Below are 23,001 nucleotides of genomic sequence, written 5' to 3'. Positions count from 1 at the left end.
ATGTCGCAAGCCGGTCGGCGCGTCCTGGTCGGACGCATCGTCGGGCTGTACGGCGTGCAGGGCTGGCTCAAGATCGAATCCTGGACCGAGCCCCGCACGCAGATCTTCAAGTACCAGCCCTGGCTGCTCGAAAAGGCGCCGGGCGAGGTGATGGAGGCCGCCGGGATCAACGGGCGTCCGCAGGGCAAGGGGCTGATCTGCCAATTGCCCGGTGTGGATGACCGCGATGCCGCGGCGGCGCTGGTGGGCAAGGACATCCATGTCGCCCGCGAGCTGCTGCCGCCCCCGGCCAAGGGCGAGTATTACTGGGTCGACCTCGAGGGTCTGGAGGTCGTCACCACGGAAGGAGTGCCGCTGGGACGGGTGAGCCACCTGTTCGCCACCGGCGCCAACGACGTGGTAGTGGTGAGGGACGGCACGCGCGAGCGGCTGGTGCCCTTCGTCCAGGGGACTTACGTGCGTTCGGTGGACCTGTCCGGCGGACGCATGGTGGTGGACTGGGATCCGGAGTTCTAGGAATCGAGGATCCGATGCGCATCGACGTCGTCACGCTGTTTCCCGACTTCATGCGCCAGTGCGCCGCCGTCGGTGTGGTGGGACGCGCGCAGCAGCGGCAGTTGCTGCAGGTGGAAACCTGGAACCCGCGCGACTACGCCACCGACAACTACCGCACCGTGGACGGCCGCACCTGCGGCGGCGGACCCGGGATGGTGATGCTGATCGAGCCCTTGCGGGCGGCCATGAAGGCCATGCGCGAGGCGGCGCCGGAACCGGCGCACGTGATTTACTTGAGCCCGCAGGGAGCGCGGCTGACGCAGGGCAGGGTGGAAGCGCTGGCCAAGATGCCGCGCATCGCCTTGCTTTGCGGGCGTTACGAGGGTGTGGACGAACGCCTGCTGGCGCACGAAGTCGACGAAGAGCTCTCCATCGGCGATTATGTGCTGTCCGGGGGCGAGCTGGGCGCCGCGGTGGTCATCGACGCGGTGGGGCGGCTGCAGGAAGGCGCGTTGAACGACGCGACGTCCGCCGAGCAGGATTCGTTCTCGAACGGCTTGCTCGATTGTCCGCACTATGCGAAGCCGGTGCATGACGCACTGGGTGACGTGCCGGAGGTGCTGCTCTCCGGCGACCACGCGGCGATTGGCCGCTGGCGCCTGAAGCAGTCGCTGGGACGAACCTGGCTGCGTCGGCCCGACCTTTTGGCGCAATGCACGCTGGACAAGACATCCCGCGCGTTGCTTGAAGAATTCCGCCGCGAGCACACCAGCCAGAACGGTCGCGACGGTTGACAACGAAGAGTGCGGCCAAGGACGGCCGCTTTTTGACTCTCGCGGCCAGGGATGGCCGCAAAAACCACAGAGGTTGCCATGAACAAGATCATCGAACAGTTCGAAGCCGAGCAGATCACCCGCCAGCTGCCGGAATTCGGCCCCGGCGACACCGTGGTGGTCAACGTCAAGGTGAAGGAAGGCAACCGCGAGCGCGTGCAGGCCTTCGAGGGCATCGTCATTGCCAAGCGCAGCCGCGGCCTGCATTCGGCGTTCACCGTGCGCAAGATCTCGCACGGCACCGGCGTGGAGCGCGTGTTCCAGGCGCACAGCCCGGCGATCGATTCGGTGCAGGTCAAGCGCAAGGGCAAGGTGCGCGGCGCCAAGCTGTACTACCTGCGCAACCTGGAAGGCAAGGCGGCCCGCATCAAGGAAGACGTCGCCGCCGTATCGGCCGCCAAGGCCGCTGCCAAGGCTGCCGCTGCCGAATAAGCGACGGCGGTTCGCCGTACCGCAGGAGCCCCGTGGAGCGGTCCGCGGGGCTCTTGCGTTCCTGGAACTGGGCGGGGATGGGCCCCTATCTACGCTCGCGTTTCCACGCCAAGCGACCGGCCGGAGCGGTCGGCTACATCAACCGCTGTGGCTCCTGCAGGAAATTGCCCTGCACGAAGTCGACGCCGCAGGCGAACAGCAGCGAGGTGCTGGTGGCGTCCTCGACCCATTCGGCCACGGTCTGCCGGTTCAGCTCGTGGGCCTGCACGCAGATCTCGCCGATCTTCTTCTGGTTTTCCGGATGCTGCGGCAGCTGGTTCATGTAGGTGCGGTCGATCTTGAGATAGTCCGCATCGATGTGGGCCAGCAATTGGAACGAGTTCAGGCCCGACCCGAATTGCTCCAGCGCGAAACGCCCGCCCATCTTCTTCCAGCGGCTGATGAACTCCTGCGCCGGGCGCAACAGCGTGACCACCTTGCTCTCGGTCATCTCCAGCACCAGTTGGCCGTGGCGCAGCGCCGCCCGCTTGAGGCGGTCTTCCAGCCAGGCCAGGAAGGTCGCGTCCTGCATGGACTCGGCCGTCAGCTTGACGAAGAAGGTGGTCTGTACGCCCTGGCCATCGCGCGCCTTGAGTACGCCGATGGCGCGATTGATCACCCAGCGGTCGATCGCCGGGGTGAGATGGTGCTTCTCGGCGATAGGCATGAAGAAGCCCGGAAGCACTTCGCCCTGCGGGCCGTTCATGCGCAGCAGCACTTCGGAGTACTCGCCTTCGGCGTCCTGCAGGCTGATCGTGTGCTGGTGATAGAGCACGAAGCCGTCGTTGGTCAGCGCCTGCTTGAGCAGCTGCAGCCAGTAGCGCTCGCGTTCCTCCTCGGCTTTCTCGCGCGCGGCCGGGTCGTGCAGCTCCATGCGCCCGCCGCCCTGGCTCTGGGCGTTGCGCAGCGCCTGGCTGGCCTGGTTGAGCAGCAGCTCGGAGTTGGCGTTCTTCTCGCTCAGCAGGCTGCCGCCGATGCTGGCGGCGACCGTGATGGAGTGGGTGCCGGCGTCGAAGATTTCACGGGCGATGGCCTGCAGCAGGGCGTCGATCCACTGCTTGATGACCTCGTCGCTGCGCGAATCGAGCACCACCCCGATGGTGTGCTCGGCCAGCAGGCCGGCCATGTCGCCTTCGCCGAGCAGGGCGCTCACCCGGCCGGCAAAGGCGGCCAGCAGTTCGTCGGCCTGGCCCAGGCCGATGCCGGCTACGGTGCTCTGCCAGTTGTCCGGCTCGATCAGCAACAGGGTCTGGCCCTTCTTGCCCTTGGCTGCAGCAGCGACCGCCTCGTCGATGTATTCCAGCGTGCGGGCGCGGTTGAACAGGCCGGTGACGGCATCGCGCTGCAATTGCGCGATGAGCGCGGGATCGACCTGCTGGCGGCGGAACACGATCTGCAGGCAGGGCTCGCCCTCGAAGGTGGCGTGGGCGAATTCCACCGTGGCCTTGAAGGTGCTGGCGTCGGCGCGGCGCGCCTGCAGCTCCAGCTGGCTGGGCGCCTTTTCCTTGCGCGAGTGGCTGCGCAGCAGGTTCTTGAAGGCTTCGGCGTCGGCGGTGCCGATCAGGTCGAGCACGGGCAGGCCGAGCAGGTCGTCGAAATCCTCGTAGCCGAAGGTCTCGAGGTAGGCGCGATTGGCGCGCACGTGCATGCCTTCGTGCACGTATGCGATGGGGTCGGCGGAGGAGTCCAGCAAGGCGTCGCAGCGGCGCTCCGATTCACGCAGCGCGGCTTCCAGCAGGCGCACCTGGCGGCGCGTATGCAGCGCCTCGAACTCGCGCTGCAGCACGGCGATCAGCTGCTTGGGCTGGGTGCGCAGCGCAGTGCCGCGGATGCCGCCGGCGAACATCTCGGCCACGCTCTGGGTGTCGAGCTGGCTGACCAGCGCCACCAGCGCCACGTCGCGGCCATGCGCGTCGAGCAGGTGCGCCACCTCCCGCAGCTCAAGTCCCGCGGCCGGGTCGAACAGCACGATGTCCGGCTCCAACTCGTCCAGCGCCTCCTGCAACTGGTCAGTCTGGGTCGCCCGCGCCGGGCGAACGGCGATGCCGGCGTTGCGCAGCAGGCTGATCACCTGCTCGGCATCCTCGACCGATTTTTCGACGAAGAGGATCTTGATGACGGAATCTTTTTTCATTGCGCCCTGGCGGCTGCCCCTGGGATCGGCCCAATCGCCGGCGGCCTTCGCCGCGACCGGAAGGCACGCTCGCCTGGCCGTTCACCCTCCATCCACGGTTTTTAACGGATTCCCCGCAAGATCGCCAGCATCGACCTTCGAAGGCGCGACTGGCGTCTTCGGCGTCCGCTTCTTAGAGCGGGCGCTTGGAGGCGTCCCCCGCAACTTCGCGTACCAGCCGCGGCACCAGGTAGCCGGGCAGGCGAGCGCGCACGGCGTCGACCAGGGCCAGCGCGCGCGCATCGTCCACCTCGAAGTGGGCCGCGCCCTGCACGCGGTCGAGCTGGTGCAGGTAGTAGGGCAGCACGCCAGCGGCGAACAGGCGCTCGGACAGCGCGGCGAGGACCTCCGCGTCGTCATTGACGCCGCGCAGCAGCACGGATTGATTGAGCACGGCGACGCCGGCCCCGCGCAGCGCAGCGCAGGCGACGTCGACCTGCGCATCGAGCTCGTTGGCATGGTTGGCGTGCAGCACCACCACCTTCTGCAGCTTCAGCGCGCCAAGCCAGGCAAGGAACGGGGCATCGATGCGCTCGGGCAGCACCACCGGCAGGCGGGTGTGGATGCGCAGGCGCGTCACCTGGGGGAGCTCGGCCAGGCCGCGCGACAGCTCTTCCAGCTTGGAGGTGGCCAGCGCCAGCGGATCGCCGCCGGAGAGGATCAGCTCGCTGATCGTCCGGTCCGCGCGCAGGTGGTCCAGCGCCTGCCGCCACTGGCCCGCGGCGGCGATCTCCTCGCCGTAGGGAAAATGCCGCCGGAAGCAGTAGCGGCAGTTGACCGCGCAACTGCCGCTGGCGATCAGCAGCGCGCGGCCTTGGTACTTGTGCAGCACGCCCTGCGCTTCGCGCGCCGCCAAGTCGCCGACGGCATCGGCGGTGAAGCCCGGCGCCCGGTCCAGTTCGGCCAGCTGCGGCAGCACCTGCAGCAGCAACGGGTCGCGCGGGTCGCCCGGGCGCATGCGCGCCACGAAACCCCGCGGCACGCGCAGGGCGAAACCGGCATCGGCCGGCGGCAGCCGGTCGGCCAGGTGCGTCAGCTCCACCATGCGCAGCAGTTCGTGCGCGTCGGTGACGGCGTCGCGCCACAGTTCGCGCCAGTCGGGGGCGGCGGGCGATAGGCGCCCGGCGGGGCTTGCGGTTATCATGACGGGCCTTGAAGCGGGCGTCGGGCCCGCGCAAGCCCCTATTTTAGCCGCCCGCTGGGCGGTGTTTACTCCCTGGAGCAGAAAGCGCATGGCCACCGCCGGTCTCAACGACGTCAAGAAGGGGATGAAGATCCTCCACAACAATGACCCGTGGGTCATCACCGACGCCGACTTCATCAAGCCGGGCAAGGGCCAGGCCTTCACCCGCATCTTCATCCGCAACCTGAAGACCGGCCGCACCACCGAGCAGACGATGAAGTCGTCCGACTCCTTCGAGGTCGCCGACGTCACCGACACCGACATGCAGTTCCTGTACTCCGACGGCGAGTTCTGGCACTTCATGCAGCAGGAGACCTTCGAGCAGCACCAGGCCGGCAAGGCCGGCGTGGGCGATGCGGCCAAGTGGCTCAAGTGTGAGGAGGAGTGCGTGGTGACGCTATTCAACGTCGAAATCATCACCGTACAGCCGCCCAACTTCGTCGAGCTGAAGATCACCGAGACCGACCCGGGCGTGCGTGGCGACACTTCCGGTGGCGGCGGCAAGCCGGCCACGCTCGAGACCGGCGCCGTGGTGCGCGTGCCGCTGTTCGTGGGTACGGATGAAATGATCAAGGTCGACACGCGCACGGGCGAATACGTCAGCCGCGTCGGCAAGTAAGCGGCGAGTCGCCCGTTTCGACGGCACGGCCGCTCTGCGCCGTGCCGTTTTCGTTTACCACCCCCGAGGCAATCATGGTCGCAGGCCCCACCGAGGTCGATCTTCTCATCGAAGCCCGCTGGGTCGTGCCGGTCGAACCGCATGGCGTCGTGCTCGAGGATCACGCCGTCGCCATCCGGAACGGCGAAATCCAGGCGATCCTGCCCACCGCCCAGGCGCGCGCCGCCTACGTGCCGCGCGAGCGGGTGGAGCTGCCCGAGCACGCCTTGATCCCGGGCCTGGTCAACAGCCACACGCACAACCCGATGACGCTGCTGCGCGGCCTGGCGGACGACCTGCCGCTGATGACCTGGCTGCAGCAGCACATCTGGCCGGCGGAGGCCAAGGTGATCGGGCCGGAGTTCGTGCGCGACGGCGTCGAGCTCGCGGTCGCCGAAATGCTGCGCGGCGGCACCACCTGCGCCAACGAGAACTACTTCTTCCCCGACGTGATCGGCGCGACCTATCGGCGCCTGGGCTTCCGCGCCGTGGTCGGCCTGCCGGTGATCGAGTTCCCCACCGCCTGGGCCAAGAGCCAGGACGAATACTTCGAGCGCGCGGGGGAGGTACACGACAGCTTCCGCGGCGACGGCCTGGTCGGCACGGCCTTCGCACCGCATGCGCCGTACACGGTGTCCGACGAGAGCTTCGAGCGCATCCGCATGCTGGCCGACCAGCTCGACATTCCCGTGCACCTGCACCTGCACGAGACGGCGCACGAGGTCGAGGAAGAGAAGAAGAAATCAGGGCTGCGCCCGTTCCAGCGCCTGCAGAAGCTGGGCCTGGTCAACGACCGGCTGATCGCCGTGCACATGACGCAGATGACCGAAGGCGAGATCGCCGCCTGCGCGGAAGCGGGCGTGTCGGTGGTGCATTGCCCCGAGTCCAACCTCAAGCTCGCCTCGGGTTTCTGCCCGGCGGAGAAATTGCGCCGCGCCGGGGTCAACGTGGCGATCGGCACCGATGGCTGCGCGTCCAACAACGACCTGGACATGATCGGCGAGCTGCGTACCGCGGCGCTGCTGGCCAAGGCGGTGGCCTCCGACGCCGCCGCGTTCGACGCGGCCTATGCGTTGCGCGCGGCCACGCTCAACGGCGCCAGGGCGATAGGGCTCGACAGCCGCATCGGTTCGATCGAGCCGGGCAAGCAGGCCGACCTCGCCGCCGTGCGGCTGGGCGACATCGAGACGCAGCCGCTGTTCCACGTTGCCTCGCAGCTGGCCTACGCGGCCGGGCGGCACCAGGTGACCGATGTGTGGATCGCCGGCCGGCGCAAGCTGGCCGCACGCGAACTGCTCGACATGGATGCGGCCGCCATCCTTGCCAAGGCGCACGCCTGGCGCGAGCGCATCGCCGCGTTCTCGTAAGGAGTCCGCATTGAACCTCTATCTCGTGATGGTGATGCGCCGCCCGCAGTTCGACGCTGCGGTGGTATCGGCGCACAACCGTTTCCTCGACGAGCTGCGCGCGGAGGGTCGCATCGAGCGCTCGGGCCCGTTCGGCGACAAGTCCGGCGGTGCCTACCTGCTGCGCGCGGGAGACCTGGCCGAGGCACAGTCGATCGCCCAACGCGACCCGACGCACGTCAGCGGCGGCTGGGACGTGACGGTCCACGAATGGCAGGCGCGCTAGGCTCACCTGACTTGAACCAGCAGTTGCACCGTATGGCCTTCATCCCCGCTTTTGCGGAATTGACGGCCGACCGGTGAAGTGTCCGCAAGGAAACAGGCCATGATCGAACACACCGCCAACGTCAGTCCCGAAGAAATCGCCCGCTTCGACAAGCTGGCGGCCCGCTGGTGGGATCCGGACGGCGAATCGCGCCCGCTGCACGACCTCAACCCGGTACGCGCCGCCTACGTGGCCGCACGCGTGGATCTGCGCGGCGCGAACGTGGCCGACGTCGGCTGTGGCGGCGGCCTGCTCAGCGAAGCGCTGGCGCGCGACGGCGCCAAGGTCACCGGCATCGACCTCGGCGAAAAGGTGATCGAGGTGGCCAAGCTGCACCTCTTCGAATCCGGCCTCCAGGCCGATTACCGCGTGCAGTCCTCGGCTGCGCTCGCGGCCAGCGAGCCGGCCAGCTTCGATGCGGTGTGCTGCATGGAGCTGATCGAGCACGTGCCCGATCCCGCTGCGCTGGTGAACGACCTGGCGGCGCTGCTCAAGCCCGGCGCCCGCCTGTTCATGTCCACGCTCAACCGCACGCCCGCCGCGTTCGGTGCCGCGATCCTGGGCGCCGAATACGTGATGCGCCTGCTGCCCCGCGGCACGCATCATTACGCGCAGTTCCTCAAACCGTCCGAACTGGGCCGCCTGCTGCGCCACGCCGGGCTGGAACTGGAAGACGTTTCCGGGCTTGCCTACAACCCGCTCACCCGCAAGGCCGCGTTGAGCCGCATCACCGCCGTGAACTACCTGCTTTGCGCGCGCAAGCCGGCATGAAGGCACTGCCGTCCCGCATCGAAGGTGTATTGTTCGACCTCGATGGCACCCTGCTGGACAGCGCGCCCGATCTCTACGCTGCGCTGGAGCGCCAGTGCCGTGAAGAGGGCGTGCCGGTTCCGCCCTACGCGCCGGTGCGCGAGGTGGTTTCGCGCGGCTCCCGTGCAGTATTGCGTTGCGCCTTCGGGCACCTGGGCGAGCCGGCCGTGGAGGCGCGCGTCGAGCGCTACCTTGCGCTTTACGAGGCGGCGATGGGCGAGGCCACCCGCCCCTTCGAAGGGATCGAGGACCTGCTCGACCAGCTCGAAACCCGCGGCATGCGCTGGGGCATCGTCACCAACAAGCCCGGTTTCCTCACCGACGAACTGTTGCGGCGGATCGGCTGGGACCTGCGCGCCGCTGCGGTGGTGAGCGGCGACACGCTGCCGGTGAAGAAGCCCGACCCGGCACCGGTGCGGCTCGCATGCGAGCGCGCCGGCATCGATCCCCCGTGCAGCCTGTTCGTCGGCGACGACCGCCGCGACGTCATGGCCGGCGCGGCGGCCGGACTGTATACCGTGGCCGTCGCCTGGGGCTATCTAGATGGCGGCGATCCGCGCGAATGGAATGCCGACGCCGTGCTCGATACGCCCCGGCAGTTCGCCCACTGGCTGCGGCACGGGCAGGCGGTCGCGTGATGGAAGGCGCCAACGACGCGCTGCAGAGCTACGTCGACAAGTGGCTGGCCGCACAACCGGCCCAGCGCATTGCGCTCGCCTTCGTCGACCCCGCGCGCTACCCCGGGCACATCGCGCTGGCCGCGCTGGAGCAGGAACTGCTCGACGCCGCCTATGGCATCCGGGAACCGCACGTGGCGGCCAGCAAGCTCAATTGGTGGGCGGAGGAGCTGGCCGGCGCCGCGCAAAGCGGCGGGCGCCACCCGCTGACCCAGGTGCTGTTCGACGACGAACGCGCCCGGCGCCTCGGCAGCGACCGGTGGGTGGCGCCGGTGCTCGCCGCGATGGAACAGCTGGAAGAAGGCACTGCCGCCGATTTTGCCGGCCAGCTTGCAGCCGCATCGCCATTGCATGGCGCGCTGGCTGCGCTGGAAACCGCATGGTGGTTCGGCGAGGCGGCCTCGCCCGAACGCGCGGCGCGGCTCGCCACGCTTGCCCACTTGCTGCACGCGCTGCGCCGGCTGGACGACGATGCCGAACGCGACCGTCTGCCACTGCCGATGGCCAACCTCGCACGCCACGGCTTGAACCGCATCCAGCTTCGCGAACCGGGCACGGCGCGCAACGCCGCCGTGCGGGAACAATTGGACACGCTCGCCGCAGCCTGGCGCGAGGCCGGCCGGTTGTCCGGGCCGCTCAGCGTGTTCCGCATGCTCGAGTCGCGCGAAGGCGAACGACTGGCGCAACGCGCGGCTCGCGCGCCTGATCCGCTCGCGGTCCTGCAGCGCGCCCGTCCGGCGGGCGGCATCGCGGGCACCTTTGCCGCCTGGCAGGCCGCGCGACGCTGGCAGCGCGACATCGGCGCCTGAATCACCGCGGGCGACCGGCAAACGACACAGCGTTTCCGCATCGTGCCTGTTGCCTCGGCGTCCGCTGCCCCAAAATAGGGCTGCGCGGCGCCATTGCCTCCGCAAGGAATTCCCATGCACAGCCACGAAAATACCGCACGCCTGCTGCCCGACGTCGCCGTTCAGGCGCAGCCGCACCTGGCCGGCGCGCTGGACTGGGTGGGCATGGACGGCATCGAGGTACCGGTGCACTTCGACGCCGGCGACGGCAAGGTCGACCGTGCCAGCGCGCAGGTCGGCGCCTTCGTCAACCTGACCCGGCCGGACAAGCGCGGCATCCACATGTCGCGCCTGTACCTGCTGGTGGACCGGCACCTGGGCGCGAAGCCGCTGGACGCGCCGATGATCGAGTCGCTGCTGCGCGCGTTTCTCGAATCGCACAAGGATCTTTCCGACCGCGCCCGCATCAGCATTCGTTTCGACCATCTGGTGCGCCGGCCTGCGTTGCGCAGCGCCAACAGCGGCTGGCGAACCTATCCGGTGTCGATCGAGGCCAGCCTGTGCGCCGACGGGTTCAAGCTGGAGCTGGGCACCGAGGTGGTCTACTCGTCGACCTGCCCGGCGTCCGCGGCGCTGTCGCGGCAGCTGATCCAGGAGCAGTTCGCACGCGACTTCGATGCTTCCAAGCCGGTCGACCATGCGGAGGTGCTGGCATGGCTGGGCAGCGAGCAGGGCATCGTCGCCACGCCGCATGCGCAGCGCAGCGTGGCGCGGCTGCTGGTGCGCCTGGCCGATGGCATGGGCTTCAACCTGATCTCGACGCTGGACCGCGTCGAGCAGGCGCTGGGCACGCCGGTGCAGACCGCGGTCAAGCGCGAGGACGAACAGGCGTTCGCGCTGGCCAATGGCGGCAACCTGATGTTCTGCGAGGATGCGGCGAGGCGCATCCAGAGGGCGCTGGATGCCGACCCGCGCATCGCCGATTTCCACGTTCGCCTGGAGCATCAGGAGAGCCTGCATCCGCACGATGCGGTGGCCTACGCCAGCAAGGGCGTGCCGGGCGGCTACGGGCAAGGCGGTTGAGCGGGATACGCGCCGCTTGCCGGCTGCGCCGGAAGACGCCATAGCGTGCGGTTGCGTGTGATCTTCTTGCCCGTGAGTGGGCCGGTTTGAACGGCGTGTTGCCGTTGGATACGCCCATGAACACCTTCACGCCCGGCGCGCGGCCTTGGGATCGAGCGCGCGGACGCCTCGGGGTGGTCGTCGCTCGCACTCATGTAGCAGGTGCTGTTGACCACCGGCGGTTCGGCGGCGCAGGTGCGCGATTCGGGGGAGGTGTCGGCCTTGTGGGTCAGGCCCCGCTCGCGGAAATGCACCTGGTCGTCGATCACGCCCGGCGGCAGCCACGGACCGGCTGGGTCGATGACCTGCTCCCCGCGCGGACAGGTTGCCGCCGGTGGCGCCGATGCGGCCGCCCTTGATGCGCAGGTCAGCCTGGAAACGGCGGCCTTTGTCGGCAAGTGATCAGCCGGCTGGAGGACCTCGGTGTTCTGCGTGGGAGCGGCAGCGGGCGAAATGGAACTGTTCCGGCACCGGATCCGCGCCGCCGTCACATAGCGGCTGGCAGCGCAGGATGCGCCAGACCGCCAGCGCACTGCCGCGCAGCGGGCCGAAGCGCAGCAATGCAATCCGTGCATAATCGGAACAGCTGGGGTGGAAGCGGCAACGCGGCCCCAGCAGGGGGCTCAAGATGCGCTTGTACAGGCCGAGCAGCAGGAGCAGGAATCGGGTCACTTCGTTCACGCAGTCCCAACGGAACGCGGCATGTAGTGGTCGGACAGTATTCCAGATGCCTGTTGCCGGTGTAAGGCGCATGGGCTATAACACCCGGCCGCCACGGCCAAAACGGTGAAGGAAATGGCGAAAACGACGCGTAGTTCGACCGCCGCCAAGGCGCAGAAGGGAAAGACTGCGGCCAAGGCGAAGCCGGCCAGGTCCGGCAAGTCCGGTGTAGCCGCTGCCAGCCTGCGGGCCGGCAGGAGCACCGCCGTCAAAAAGGCTGCGCCCGCGAAAAAGGTTGCGGCAAAGAAGCCGGTCGCGTCAAAGCCTGCAGCGAAGAAGGCCGTCGCCAAGAAGCCGGTGGCGAAGAAGGCCGCGCCGAAGAAGGCGGTGAAGCCGGCGGCCAAGCCCGTGGCCAAGAAGGCTCCCGCCAAGAAGGTCGTCGCGAAGAAAGCCGCCCCCAACAAGCCGGTTCCGGCGAAGAAGCCGGCACGGCCGCAGCCGCGGCAGGCGGCCCCCGCCAAGAAGGCGGCGACCAGGCCGGTCGCCAAGGCGGCACCGAAAGCGGCACCGAAAGTGGCACCGAAAGCCCCGCACAAGATCGTCGCCAAGCCCGCCGCCGCGCAGCCTGCGAAGGCCGCAGCCAAGCCCGCCGGTACGCCAGCTCCAGCCAAGCCGGCCACATCGGTTGCAGCCAGGCCAACATCTCCATCACCCGCCGTTGCGCCCATGAAGGGCAAAGTGGCGAGTGCCGTCGCCATGGTGACCCCGCGCGTGGCCAGCGCCACCGCCCGCCATACCCCACTCAAGAAACAGAAGACCCCGCAGTCCTCAATGAACAATGCTACAAGCCTAGACAATGGCGTGACCCGCGAAGACGGTCGTTACGCGCTGCCCTCCACGATCAACATCGATCTGCCGCCGGGTTACCGTCCCTCGAACGACGAGGAGTACATGAGCCCCAGGCACCTGGCCTACTTCCGCAACAAGCTGCGCGACTGGCGCGACCAGTTGGTGGAGGAATCGCGCCAGACGATGGAGAACCTGCGCGACGAGGTACGCGACGTCGGCGACGAGGCCGAGCGCGCCACCCGCGAAACCGAGAATTCGCTGGAACTGCGCACGCGCGACCGCTACCGCAAGCTGATCTCCAAGATCGACAAGGCGCTGCGCCGCATCGAAGAAGGCCGCTACGGTTATTGCGAGGAAACCGACGAGGAAATCGGCCTGGAGCGCCTGGACGCGCGCCCGATCGCCACGTTGTCGCTCGACGCGCAGGAACGCCGCGAACACCTGCAGAAGCAGATGGGCGACTGACGCCTTACCGGCCCGCCGCACCATGCGAAGCCCCGCCGAATGAGCGGGGCTTCGCCATTTCAGGGGAAGGCTTGCGCGGGTCGCGGGAGCGTGGCCGTCGGGCTGTCCGTCAGGTTCCGGCCTGGGCGGCCGCTGCGTAGCCCTTGAGCTTGCCCAGCATCGCGGCTAGGCCGTTGGAACGCGTCGGCGAAAGGTGCTTGGCCAGGCCGATCGATTGCACGAACTCGGGCTCGGTAGCGACGATCTCCGCGGCCGAGCGATCCGAATACACGCGCAGCGCCAGCGCAATCAACCCCGAGACGATGGCCGAGTCGCTCGCCGCCGCGAAGTGCATCTTCGTCGCATCGCCGCTGGGCACCAGCCACACCATCGACTGGCAGCCGTGCACCCGCCAGTCCTCGGTCTTGCATTCCTCGGGAAGCGGCGGCAGTTGCTTGCCCAGGTCGATCAGGTACTGATAGCGCTCGGACCAGTCGCTGAAGAAGGAGAACTCCTCGGTGATCTCCTGCTGGACCTGCGCGGCGCTGGGGGCGATGGCGTTCATGCAGGCATTATCGCGCAGGCTGGAAGCCACGGGCTGAAGGGCGCCACTACGCGGGTTCAACTCTTCTGGATGCTCCAGCGGGTGCCCTGGGCGCCGTCCTCGATCACCACGCCCATCGACGCCAGCTCGTTGCGGATGGCGTCGGCGCGGGCGAAGTCGCGGGCGGAGCGGGCGGCGCGGCGTTCATCCAGCAGGGTTTCGATGCGCGCCTCGTCGATCGCCACCTCGCCACGCTTGAACCAGGCCTCCGGGTCCTGCTGCAGCAGGCCGAGCAGGGCGCCGCCGCCGAGCAGCGCGGCCTTCGCGGCCGCGTCGCCCGACTGGCGCGCAGCGTCCGCCAGCAGCGCCAGTTCGGCCAGCGCCTGGGGCGTGTTGAGGTCGTCGCACAGCGCGGCCTCCACGCTTGCGGGCACCGGCAGCTTGTCTTCGACGCCCACGTGCGCCAGGTCGCGCAGCACGCGGTACCAGCCATCCAGCGTGCTCACCGCCTGCGCCAGTGCCGCGTCCGACCAGTCCAGCGGCTGACGGTAGTGGCCGCGCAACAGCAGCAGGCGCAGCGCCTCGGGCGGATGCCGCTTCAGCAGTTCGTGCACCAGCAGCACGTTGCCCAGCGACTTGGACATCTTGCGGCCGTCGAAGGTGAGCATGCCGTTGTGCAGCCACCAGCGCGCGAACACCTCGCCGCCGTGCGCGCAGGTGGACTGCGCGATCTCGTTCTCGTGGTGCGGAAAGGCGAGGTCCACGCCGCCGGCATGGATGTCGATCGTCGCGCCCAGATGGGCCGCGCTCATCGCCGAGCACTCGATGTGCCAGCCAGGACGGCCGCGGCCCCACGGGCTGTCCCAGCCGGGCAGCTCGGGCGTGGAAGGTTTCCACAGCACGAAGTCGGTCGGGTTCCTCTTGTAGGGCGCCACCTCCACCCGCGCCCCGGCGATCAGTTCGTCGGTGTCGCGCCCGGACAACCGGCCATAGTCGGGGTAGGTGCCGACGTCGAACAGCACGTGGCCCTCGGCCGCATAGGCGTGGCCGCTGGCGATCAGCGCCTCGATCATGGCGATGATCTGGCCGATGTGCGCGGTGGCATGGGGTTCGATGTCCGGCGCCGCGATGCCCAGCGCGGCCATGTCCTCGCGATAGGCGGCGGTGAAGCGGCCAGTGATCGCGCCGATCTCCACGCCCTGTTCGAGCGCCGCGGCGTTGATCTTGTCGTCGACGTCGGTGATGTTGCGCGCATAGACCACGCGCGGGTAATGCCGGCGCAGCAGCCGCACCAGCACGTCGAACACCACCGGCCCGCGCGCGTTGCCGATGTGCACGTAGTTGTAGACGGTCGGCCCGCACAGATACATCGTCACGCGCTCCGGGTCGAGCGGCACGAAGGTGTCGGTGCGGCGGGTGAAGCTGTTGTAGAGCGAGATCGGCATTGGCATGTCGGTAGCGCGGGCCAAGCCGCGCATCTTAGCAGCCCGCTTCTGCTGCCTCTCCCCGACGGGGAGAAGGCTGGGCAAAGGGAGGCGGGAAAACGTCCCGGCGGGCCGGATTGCGCCCGCGCGTCGGCCGTCAAGCGCTCTAAGCGTTGATTCAGCGTGAATTTGCTGCAATGGGAACCGCGCAGAAGCGCGTTTCGGACCATGTTGGAGGTCCCATGAACAAGATGTTTCTCCCCGCGCTGGCGTTGGCTCTCGTGGCCGGCACCGTGCATGCGCAGGACAGGCGCTATGCCGATGGCGACGACACCAACACGCACTACGGCTGGGCCGACGTGTTGCGGGTCGATCCGGTCTACGGCGTGGCCCGCTCCGAGGTGCCGCGGCAGGAGTGCTACGACCAGCCGGTGGTTCGCCGCGAAGGCGGCGGCAATACGACCGCAGGCACGGTGCTGGGCGCGGTGATCGGCGGTGTGCTCGGCAACACGGTGGGCAAAGGCGATGGGCGCAAGGCGGCCACGGTCGTCGGCGCCGTGGCCGGTGGCGCGGTAGGCCACGGCGTCGCCAGCCGGGGCGATCGCGAGTATGACGACACCGTGACCCGTTGCCGCGAGGTCAGTTCGGTCAGCGAGCAGCGCCGGCTGATGGGCTACGACGTCGAGTACCGCTACCACGGCGAGGTCTACGTTTCGCGCCTGAACTACGATCCCGGTGAGCGCCTGCGGGTGCGCGTGAGCATTGCGCCCGCCGAATGAGCGAAGACCGCCGCCTCCGGGCGGCGGTTTTCGTTATGGACGTCCGTTCGTATGGACGTCCAAAATAGTTGTTGCATCGCCGCACGAATGCCGGCATGATGCCCGCTCCCTACCCGGAACCCGCATGTCCGCAGCCGCCTACACCGCTACCGTGCTCACCAGCGCCCGCATGGCCGCTGGCATGACCTCGCGTGCGCGCCGACCGCTGGACCGACATTCGGCCGGGTAGGCTGTCGCAGCACGCGCCCAGGGCGCGACGACGAACAAACCCGGCCCTCGCGCCGGGTTTTTTGTTTGAAGAACCCGCCGCGATCGCCGAAGCCGCTTCCACGAACCGCGAGCCCGATCATGGCCCCACGACACTTCCTCACCACCCAGGACTACAGCCGCGCCGAGATCGATGCGCTGCTGGAACAGGCGGCCGCGTTCAAGCGCTCGCCGCGCGGCCAGCAGCTGGCCGGCAAGTCCGTCGCGCTCCTGTTCTTCAATCCCTCGATGCGCACGCGCACCAGCTTCGAACTGGGGGCGTTCCACCTGGGCGGCCACGCCATCGTGCTTGCGCCCGGCAAGGATGCATGGCCGATCGAGTTCGATGTCGGCACGGTGATGGACGGCGATACCGAAGAGCACATCGCCGAGGTGGCGCGCGTGCTCAGCCGCTACGTCGACCTGATCGCCGTGCGCGCCTTCCCGAAGTTCCAGGACTGGGCGGTGGACCGCGAGGACCGCGTGATCAAGGCCTTCGCCCGTTACGCGACGGTGCCGGTGATCAACATGGAGACGATCACCCACCCGTGCCAGGAGCTGGCGCACGCGCTGGCACTGAAAGAGCACCTGGGCGACCTCAAGAACAAGAAGTACGTGCTGACCTGGACCTACCATCCCAAGCCGCTCAACACGGCGGTGGCCAACTCCGCGCTGCTGATCGCCACCAAGCTGGGCATGGACGTGACCCTGCTTTGCCCCACGCCCGAGTACGTGCTCGACGAGCGCTACATGGAGGCCGGCCGCCAGAACGCCGCGCAGAACGGCGGCTCGCTCAAGGTCAGCCACGACATCGCCGAGGCCTACAGCGGCGCCCATGTGGTCTATGCCAAGAGCTGGGGCGCGCTGCCGTACTTCGGTCGCTGGGAGCAGGAAAAGCCGATCCGCGAGGCACACCGGCACTTCATCGTGGACGAGGCCAAGATGGCGCTCACCGACCACGGCCTGTTCAGCCATTGCCTGCCGCTGCGCCGCAACGTCAAGGCCACCGACGCGGTGATGGACGCCCCCTATTGCATCGCCATCGACGAAGCCGAAAACCGCCTGCACGTGCAGAAGGCCGTGATGGCCTCGCTGCTCGCCTCCTGACTGCCCGAACGAGACAACACCATGAGCCAGAAAGACATCGTCCTCGCCTTCTCCGGCGGCCTCGACACCAGCTTCTGCGTGCCCTACCTCAAGGAGCAGGGCTGGAACGTGCACACCGTGTTCGCCGACACCGGCGGCGTGGACGACGAGGAGCGCGCCTTCATCGAGCACCGCGCGCAGGAACTGGGCGTCGCCAGCCACCGCACCGTCGACGGCGGCCCGGCGATCTGGAACGGTTTCGTCAAGCCGTTCGTGTGGGCGGGCGAGGGCTACCAGGGCCAGTACCCGCTGCTGGTGTCCGACCGCTACCTTATCGTCGAGACGGCGCTCGCGCGCTGCGCGGAGCTGGGCACCCACGCCATCGCGCACGGCTGCACCGGCATGGGCAACGACCAGGTGCGCTTCGATCTGGCGGTCAAGGCGCTGGGCGACTACCGGATCGTTGCTCCGATCCGCGAGATCCAGAAACAGCACACGCAGACCCGCGCCTACGAGCAGAAGTACCTGGAGGAGCGCGGCTTCGGCGTGCGCGCCAAGCAGCAGGCCTACACCATCAACGAGAACCTGCTGGGCGTGACCATGTCCGGCGGCGAGATCGACAAGTGGCAGGCGCCGGGCGAGGGCGCGCGCGGCTGGTGCAAGCCGCGCGCCGAATGGCCCGCCGAACCGCTGCGGGTGAAGATCGGCTTCCAGAACGGCGAAGCAGTGTCGCTGGATGGCCAGAAGCTGGCTGGCCACGAGATCCTCGCCAGGCTCAACGCGCTGTTCGCGCCCTACGGCGTGGGCCGCGGCATGTACACCGGCGACACCACCATCGGCCTGAAAGGCCGCATCGTGTTCGAGGCGCCGGGCCTGACCGCGCTGCTCGCCGCGCACCGCGCGCTGGAAGAGGCCGTGCTGTCCAAGCAGCAGAACCGCTTCAAGCCCGAGGTGGCGCGCAAGTGGGTGGAGGTGGTGTACGAGGGCTTCTTCCACGACCCGATCAAGACCGACCTTGAAGCCTTCCTGGCGTCCAGCCAGTCCACCGTCAACGGCGAGGTGACGCTGGAGACCAGCGGTGGCATGGTCAGCGCGGTGGCCATCGCCTCGCCGCACATCCTCAATGCCAAGGGCGCCACCTACGCGCAGTCGGCCGACTGGGGCGTGGAAGAAGCCGAGGGTTTCATCAAGCTGTTCGGCATGAGCTCGACGCTGTGGGCGGAAGTGAACCGGGGCGCGAAGGCATGAACGCCGCGCCTGTCTCCTCTCTCCCCGCGGGCGAGAGGCCGAGGGTGAGCAGCCGGGCGGGCCTGGGCGCTGCGCTCTGGCCGAACCCGCTGCTCAACCTCTCTCCCGACGGGAGCATGCGATGAGCGCGCTGCTGGACGCCACGTTGGAGCACCTGCGCGCGCTGGTCGCCTTCGACACGCGCAATCCGCCGCGCGCCATCGGCACGGGAGGCCTCTTCGATTACCTGCGCGCGCAACTGCCGGGCTTCGAGGTGACGGTCACCGACTACGGCGCCGGCGCAGTGACGCTGCACGCCGTGCGCGGCCAGCCGCGGCTGCTGTTCAACGTGCACCTGGACACCGTGCCGGACTCGCCGGCATGGAGCGCCGACCCGCATGTCCTGCGCGTGGCGGGCGATCGCGCGATCGGCCTGGGTGCCTGCGACATCAAGGGTGCCGCTGCCGCGCTGCTGGCCGTGGCCAACGCCACCGACGGCCCGCTGGCTTTGCTGTTCTCCACCGATGAGGAGGCCAACGACGCACGCTGCATCGCGGGCTTCCTCAAGGCCTTTCCCCTTCTCCCATCCGGAGAGGGGAGCGCCACTCCCTACGAAGCCGTCATCGTGGCCGAGCCGACACGAGGCGAGGCGGTGCTCGCGCATCGCGGCATCCAGTCGGTGCTGATGCGTTTTGCCGGGCAGGCGGGCCATGCCTCGGGCGAGCAGAAGCCCGGCGATAGCGCGCTGCACCAGGCGGTGCGCTGGGGCGCGGCGGCGCTGGACTTCGTCGCCGCGCAGTCGCACGAGCGCTTCGGCGGGCTCACCGGCCTGCGTTTCAACATCGGCCGGATCGAGGGCGGCATCAAGGCCAACGTGATCGCGCCGGCGGCGGAACTGCGCTTTGGCTTCCGGCCGCTGCCGACGATGCACCCGGACGATCTGCTCGCGCGCTTGCGCGGCCTGGGGGACGTGCCGCCGGTGCACTTCGAGGAAACCTTCCGCGGCGCTTCGCTGCCGGCTGGCGACACGGCCACCGCCGAGGCGCGCCGCCTTGCCGCGCGCGACCTGGCCGACGAACTGGAGATCCCGGTCGGCAACGCCGTGGATTTCTGGACCGAGGCCGCGCTGTTCTCCGCCGCCGGCTGCGCTGCCTTCGTCTATGGCCCGGGCGACATCGTCCAGGCGCACAGCGCGGACGAATGGATCGCGCTCGACCAGCTCGAGCAATACGCAGACAACCTCTACCGGATCGTGAGCCGTGGAAACGCATAAGCACACGCGCAAGACCATCGTGCGGCTGCTCGAGAGCATGGGCAGCGCCAAGGAAATCCAGCAGTACCTCAAGCGCTTTTCGCAGATCGATGCCAAGCGTTTCGCCGTGGTGAAGGTCGGCGGCGCGGTACTGCGCGACGACCTGCCGGCGCTGGCCTCCTCGCTCACCTTCCTGCAGCAGGTGGGCCTGACCCCGATCGTGCTGCACGGCGCCGGTCCGCAGCTGGACCAGGAGCTGGCCGCCGCCGGCATCGTCAAGCAGACGGTGGGCGGCCTGCGCGTGACCACGCCGCAGGCGCTGGGCGTGGTGCGCCGCGTGTTCCAGCAGCAGAACCTGCGGCTGGTGGACGCGCTGCATGCGATGGATACGCGTGCCGTGTCGGTCGCCGCAGGCGTCTTTGCGTCCGATTACCTGGACCGCGAGGCGTTGGGCATGGTCGGCAAGGTCACCGGCATCGAGCTGGCGCCGATCGAGGCGGCGCTGCGCGCCAATGCGATCCCGGTGATCGCCAGCCTGGGCGAGACGGCCGAAGGCCAGCTGCTCAACATCAACGCGGACGTGGCGGCCAACGAGCTGGTGCGCGTGCTGCAGCCGTACAAGATCGTGTTCCTCACCGGCACCGGCGGCCTGCTCGACGCGCAGGGGCAAGTGATCGACTCGATCAACCTGTCCACCGAGTACGAGCACCTGATGGCGCAACCGTGGATCGACGGCGGCATGCGGCTGAAGATCGAGCAGATCGCCGACCTGCTGGCCGACCTGCCGCTCACCTCGTCGGTGTCGATCACGCGGCCGGCGGAGCTGGCCAAGGAGCTGTTCACGCACAAGGGCTCGGGCACCCTGGTGCGGCGGGGCGAGAAGGTGCTGACGTTCGATTCCTGGGACGGCGTGGACCAGGCGCGCCTGCGGGGGCTGATCGAGTCGAGCTTCGGCCGCGCGCTGGTGCCCGACTATTTCGAGCGCACGCAGCCGTTCCGGGTCTACGTCAGCGAGAACTACCGCGCGGCGATGATCCTCACCCACGCGGAAGGCACGGCCTACCTGGACAAGTTCGCCGTGCTCGACGAGGCGCAGGGCGAGGGCCTGGGGCGCGCGGTCTGGCTGGTGATGCGCGAAGGCAACCCGCAGCTGTTCTGGCGCTCGCGCCACGGCAACAACGTCAATCCGTTCTACGACGCCGAATGCGACGGCTGCCTGAAGCAGCCGCGCTGGAAGGTGTACTGGTACGGCATCGACGATTTCCGGAAGATCGAACGTTGCGTGGAACACTGTGCGCAGAGGGTGCCCACGCTTCTCGACCGCGAGCCTTCTTCCCTGGCGCAGCCCGGGGAGAGGGTCGGGTAAGGACGCTTTTCACCCTGGGCCAGAGCAAAAGGCCTCCCCTGTACCCGCATTGCACCCGCGGCGGGAAGCCAAGCAACGGAGTGATCGATGGAAAAGAAAACCGTAGGCATCGTCGGGGCACGCGGCCACACCGGCGCCGAGCTGATACGCCTTATCGCGCGGCATCCCGCGCTCGAGTTGGCCTACGTCTCCTCGCGCGAACTGGACGGCCAGCGCGTGGACGCGCACGTGCCCGAGTACGCCGGCGAGCTGCGCTACACAGCACCCGCGCACGAGGACTTGCCTCGACTCGGGGCCGATGTAGTGATCCTGGCGCTGCCCAATGGCAAGGCCGGCGCCTGCGTCGAGGCCTTCGACCAGGGCGGCAGCGATCCGCTGATCGTCGACCTGTCGGCCGACTATCGCTTCGACGAGCGCTGGTATTACGGCTTGCCGGAGCTGACCCGCGGCCGCTGGCGCGGGCAGCGGCGGATCAGCAACCCGGGTTGCTACGCCACTGCGATGCAGCTTGCGGTGGCGCCGCTGAAGGACCTGCTGGCCGCGCCGCCGGTGTGCTTCGGCGTGTCCGGCTACTCGGGCGCGGGCACCACGCCCTCGGACAAGAACGATCCGGACAAGCTGCGCGACAACCTCATGCCGTATGCGCTCACCGGCCACATGCACGAGCGCGAGGCCTCCACCCACCTGGGCGTGCCGGTGGAGTTCATGCCGCACGTGGCGCAGCATTTCCGCGGCCTTACGGTCACCTGCAACCTTTATCTGGCGCGCGCACTCAAGCGCGATGACGTGACCGCGCGCTTCCGCCATGCCTACGAGGCCGAGCCGCTGGTGCGCGTACTCGACGAGGCGCCCTGGGTCAGCCGCATCGCCGGCAGGCACCACGCGGAAATCGGCGGCTTCGCCCTGGCCGCCGACGGCCGGCGCGTAGTGATCGTGGCCACCCTCGACAACCTGCTCAAGGGCGCCGCCACGCAGGCGATGCAGAACATCAACCTGGCGCTGGGCCGGCCCGAGCTCGAAAGCATCCCGTTCGCCTGATCGCCACCAACGCCAAGGACACGACCATGACCGACCTACTCTGGCAGAAGGCCGACGTGCAGGTGGACGCGCGCATCATGCGTTTCCTCGCCGGCAACGACGTGCTGCTCGACCGCGAGTTCTTCCTGCACGACATCGCCGCCAGCAAGGCGCACGTGGAAGGCCTCGCCCGCATCGGCGTGGTATCCGCTGAGGAGGCCGCCGCGCTGGCGCACGAGCTCGATGCGCTGGCGACGGATTTCCGCGGCGGCGCCTTCGTGCTCGACGAGCGCTACGAGGACGGCCATTCGGCGATCGAGGCGCGGCTCACCGAGCGGCTCGGCGATGCCGGCCGGCGCGTGCACACCGGGCGCAGCCGCAACGACCAGATCCTGGTCGCCACGCGGCTGTGGCTGAAGGAAAAGCTGGCCGCGCTCGGCGCGCAGTGCCGGGCGATCGCCGCTGTGTGCCTGGACCGCGCGTCGCAGCCGGCGCTGCCGTTGCCCGGCTACACGCACCTGCAGCGTGCGGTGGTGTCCTCCACGGCGATGTGGTTCGCGGGTTTCGCCGAGGGCTTCATCGACAGCGCCGTGCGTGCGCGCCAGACGCTGGCCTGGATCGATGCCAACCCGCTGGGCACCGCGGCCGGCTACGGCGTGAACCTGCCGCTGGATCGCGACCACACCACGCGGGCGCTGGGCTTCGCGCGAATGCAGGTCTCGCCGGTCTACGCGCAGCTCTCGCGCGGCAAGTTCGAGCTGGCCGCGCTGGAGTCGCTGGCCAGCGCGCTGCTGGACCTGCGCCGGCTGGCCTGGGACCTGTCGCTGTTCACCACCGCCGAGTTCGGCTTCGTCAGCCTGCCGCCCGAATACACCACCGGCAGCTCCATCATGCCGAACAAACGCAACCCGGACGTGGTCGAGCTGCTGCGCGCCAGCTATGCCACCGTGGCGGCGGCGCGCTGCGAGATCGAGCAGTTGCTGTCGCTGCCCTCGGGCTACCAGCGCGACCTGCAGTTCTCCAAGGGCTCGCTCTTCCACGGCGTGACCCACGGCCTCGCGGCGCTCGAACTGGCGCCGGACCTGCTCGCCCGCATGCGCTGGAACGAGGCGGCCATGCGAGCGGCAATCGAACCGGCGATGTACGCCACCGACGTGGCGATCGAGCAGGCCGCCGCCGGCGTGCCGTTCCGCGATGCCTACCGCGCCGCCGCCGCGACGGCGGCC

23 protein-coding genes and 1 pseudogene are annotated in these 23,001 nt (G+C 68.7%); 18 read left to right on the top strand and 6 right to left on the bottom strand.

From position 1 onward, the window contains the following. From rimM to rplS, 3 genes are all read left to right on the top strand, one after another. Positions 1-516, top strand: a complete 516-nt coding sequence (rimM, locus tag HOQ08_RS14360) for a ribosome maturation factor RimM (protein ID WP_291196332.1) — start codon at positions 1-3, stop codon at positions 514-516. Between the two features lie 14 nt (positions 517-530). Then, a complete protein-coding gene (trmD, locus tag HOQ08_RS14355) occupies positions 531-1,289 on the top strand; it encodes a tRNA (guanosine(37)-N1)-methyltransferase TrmD (RefSeq protein ID WP_291196329.1) in 759 nt (252 codons plus the stop codon). A gap of 78 nt (positions 1,290-1,367) precedes the next feature. Further along, a complete protein-coding gene (gene rplS / locus HOQ08_RS14350) occupies positions 1,368-1,760 on the top strand; it encodes a 50S ribosomal protein L19 (RefSeq protein WP_291196326.1) in 393 nt (130 codons plus the stop codon). Between the two features lie 133 nt (positions 1,761-1,893). Here the strand turns inward: rplS and HOQ08_RS14345 are convergent, their stop codons facing one another. Beyond that, positions 1,894-3,933, bottom strand: coding sequence for an EAL domain-containing protein (locus HOQ08_RS14345; RefSeq protein WP_291196323.1), 2,040 nt, complete (start codon positions 3,931-3,933; stop codon positions 1,894-1,896). 172 nt (positions 3,934-4,105) lie between these two features. Next, on the bottom strand, positions 4,106-5,116 hold the full coding sequence (gene epmB / locus HOQ08_RS14340) for an EF-P beta-lysylation protein EpmB (RefSeq protein WP_291196320.1): 1,011 nt from the start codon (positions 5,114-5,116) through the stop codon (positions 4,106-4,108). A gap of 88 nt (positions 5,117-5,204) precedes the next feature. Between epmB and efp the strand changes: the two genes are divergently transcribed. The 7 genes from efp to folE2 all read left to right on the top strand — a co-directional run bounded on the left by efp (position 5,205) and on the right by folE2 (position 10,842). Continuing rightward, the gene (gene efp, locus HOQ08_RS14335) at positions 5,205-5,774 is read left to right on the top strand and encodes an elongation factor P (RefSeq protein WP_291196317.1); all 570 of its coding nucleotides are present in this window, start codon (positions 5,205-5,207) and stop codon (positions 5,772-5,774) included. A 74-nt stretch (positions 5,775-5,848) separates the two neighbouring features. Further along, positions 5,849-7,180 carry a TRZ/ATZ family hydrolase gene (locus HOQ08_RS14330; RefSeq protein WP_291196314.1) on the top strand — a complete coding sequence of 444 codons (1,332 nt, stop codon included), beginning with the start codon at positions 5,849-5,851 and terminating at the stop codon, positions 7,178-7,180. Between the two features lie 10 nt (positions 7,181-7,190). Then, entirely contained in the window at positions 7,191-7,445 is a 255-nt protein-coding gene (locus HOQ08_RS14325; RefSeq protein ID WP_291196311.1) for a YciI family protein, read from the top strand. 99 nt (positions 7,446-7,544) lie between these two features. Beyond that, the gene (gene ubiG, locus HOQ08_RS14320) at positions 7,545-8,255 is read left to right on the top strand and encodes a bifunctional 2-polyprenyl-6-hydroxyphenol methylase/3-demethylubiquinol 3-O-methyltransferase UbiG (protein WP_291196308.1); all 711 of its coding nucleotides are present in this window, start codon (positions 7,545-7,547) and stop codon (positions 8,253-8,255) included. After that, a complete protein-coding gene (gene gph, locus HOQ08_RS14315) occupies positions 8,252-8,932 on the top strand; it encodes a phosphoglycolate phosphatase (RefSeq protein WP_291196305.1) in 681 nt (226 codons plus the stop codon). The genes ubiG and gph overlap by 4 nt, the downstream gene beginning before the upstream one ends. Further along, the gene (locus HOQ08_RS14310) at positions 8,932-9,780 is read left to right on the top strand and encodes a squalene/phytoene synthase family protein (protein WP_291196302.1); all 849 of its coding nucleotides are present in this window, start codon (positions 8,932-8,934) and stop codon (positions 9,778-9,780) included. The genes gph and HOQ08_RS14310 overlap by 1 nt, the downstream gene beginning before the upstream one ends. Before the next feature lie 114 nt (positions 9,781-9,894). Next, positions 9,895-10,842, top strand: coding sequence for a GTP cyclohydrolase FolE2 (gene folE2, locus HOQ08_RS14305; RefSeq protein WP_291196300.1), 948 nt, complete (start codon positions 9,895-9,897; stop codon positions 10,840-10,842). A 239-nt stretch (positions 10,843-11,081) separates the two neighbouring features. On the opposite strand, the pseudogene HOQ08_RS14300 reads toward folE2, so the two are convergent. Both HOQ08_RS14300 and yidD read right to left on the bottom strand, forming a co-directional pair. Further along, positions 11,082-11,280: pseudogene (locus HOQ08_RS14300) on the bottom strand (dihydroorotase); the annotation flags it as partial. 3 nt (positions 11,281-11,283) lie between these two features. Next, positions 11,284-11,553: a membrane protein insertion efficiency factor YidD gene (gene yidD, locus HOQ08_RS14295; protein WP_291196385.1), complete on the bottom strand. Its 270-nt coding sequence runs from the start codon at positions 11,551-11,553 to the stop codon at positions 11,284-11,286. Between the two features lie 123 nt (positions 11,554-11,676). On the opposite strand from yidD, the gene dksA reads away from it, so the two are divergent. Beyond that, positions 11,677-12,855 carry an RNA polymerase-binding protein DksA gene (gene dksA, locus HOQ08_RS14290; protein ID WP_291196298.1) on the top strand — a complete coding sequence of 393 codons (1,179 nt, stop codon included), beginning with the start codon at positions 11,677-11,679 and terminating at the stop codon, positions 12,853-12,855. Between the two features lie 109 nt (positions 12,856-12,964). On the opposite strand, the gene HOQ08_RS14285 is transcribed toward dksA, so the two are convergent. After that, positions 12,965-13,399, bottom strand: coding sequence for a SufE family protein (locus tag HOQ08_RS14285; RefSeq protein ID WP_291196295.1), 435 nt, complete (start codon positions 13,397-13,399; stop codon positions 12,965-12,967). A gap of 56 nt (positions 13,400-13,455) precedes the next feature. Then, positions 13,456-14,829 carry a cysteine--tRNA ligase gene (gene cysS / locus HOQ08_RS14280; protein WP_291196292.1) on the bottom strand — a complete coding sequence of 458 codons (1,374 nt, stop codon included), beginning with the start codon at positions 14,827-14,829 and terminating at the stop codon, positions 13,456-13,458. A gap of 215 nt (positions 14,830-15,044) precedes the next feature. Here cysS and HOQ08_RS14275 point away from each other — a divergent pair, with 215 nt between their 5' ends. The 7 genes from HOQ08_RS14275 to argH all read left to right on the top strand — a co-directional run. Then, the gene (locus HOQ08_RS14275; protein ID WP_291196289.1) at positions 15,045-15,581 is read left to right on the top strand and encodes a glycine zipper 2TM domain-containing protein; all 537 of its coding nucleotides are present in this window, start codon (positions 15,045-15,047) and stop codon (positions 15,579-15,581) included. Between the two features lie 348 nt (positions 15,582-15,929). Continuing rightward, on the top strand, positions 15,930-16,934 hold the full coding sequence (locus tag HOQ08_RS14270) for an N-acetylornithine carbamoyltransferase (protein WP_291196286.1): 1,005 nt from the start codon (positions 15,930-15,932) through the stop codon (positions 16,932-16,934). A 21-nt stretch (positions 16,935-16,955) separates the two neighbouring features. Continuing rightward, entirely contained in the window at positions 16,956-18,161 is a 1,206-nt protein-coding gene (locus HOQ08_RS14265; protein ID WP_291196283.1) for an argininosuccinate synthase, read from the top strand. Positions 18,162-18,282: 121 nt separating this feature from the next. Next, positions 18,283-19,413 carry an acetylornithine deacetylase gene (locus HOQ08_RS14260; RefSeq protein WP_291196280.1) on the top strand — a complete coding sequence of 377 codons (1,131 nt, stop codon included), beginning with the start codon at positions 18,283-18,285 and terminating at the stop codon, positions 19,411-19,413. Further along, on the top strand, positions 19,400-20,758 hold the full coding sequence (locus HOQ08_RS14255; protein ID WP_291196277.1) for an acetylglutamate kinase: 1,359 nt from the start codon (positions 19,400-19,402) through the stop codon (positions 20,756-20,758). Before HOQ08_RS14260 ends, HOQ08_RS14255 begins: the two co-directional genes overlap by 14 nt. Positions 20,759-20,845: 87 nt before the next feature. Beyond that, the gene (gene argC, locus HOQ08_RS14250) at positions 20,846-21,796 is read left to right on the top strand and encodes an N-acetyl-gamma-glutamyl-phosphate reductase (protein ID WP_291196274.1); all 951 of its coding nucleotides are present in this window, start codon (positions 20,846-20,848) and stop codon (positions 21,794-21,796) included. Between the two features lie 26 nt (positions 21,797-21,822). Beyond that, on the top strand, positions 21,823-23,001 hold a 1,179-nt coding region (gene argH / locus HOQ08_RS14245), incomplete at its 3' end, for an argininosuccinate lyase (protein ID WP_291196271.1).

It is taken from the genome of Frateuria sp. (genome assembly GCF_013362045.1).
GTDB lineage: Bacteria > Pseudomonadota > Gammaproteobacteria > Xanthomonadales > Rhodanobacteraceae > Frateuria_A.
Note: the sequence above shows the minus strand (reverse complement) of the source record. Positions and strands in the feature narration are given on the sequence as shown.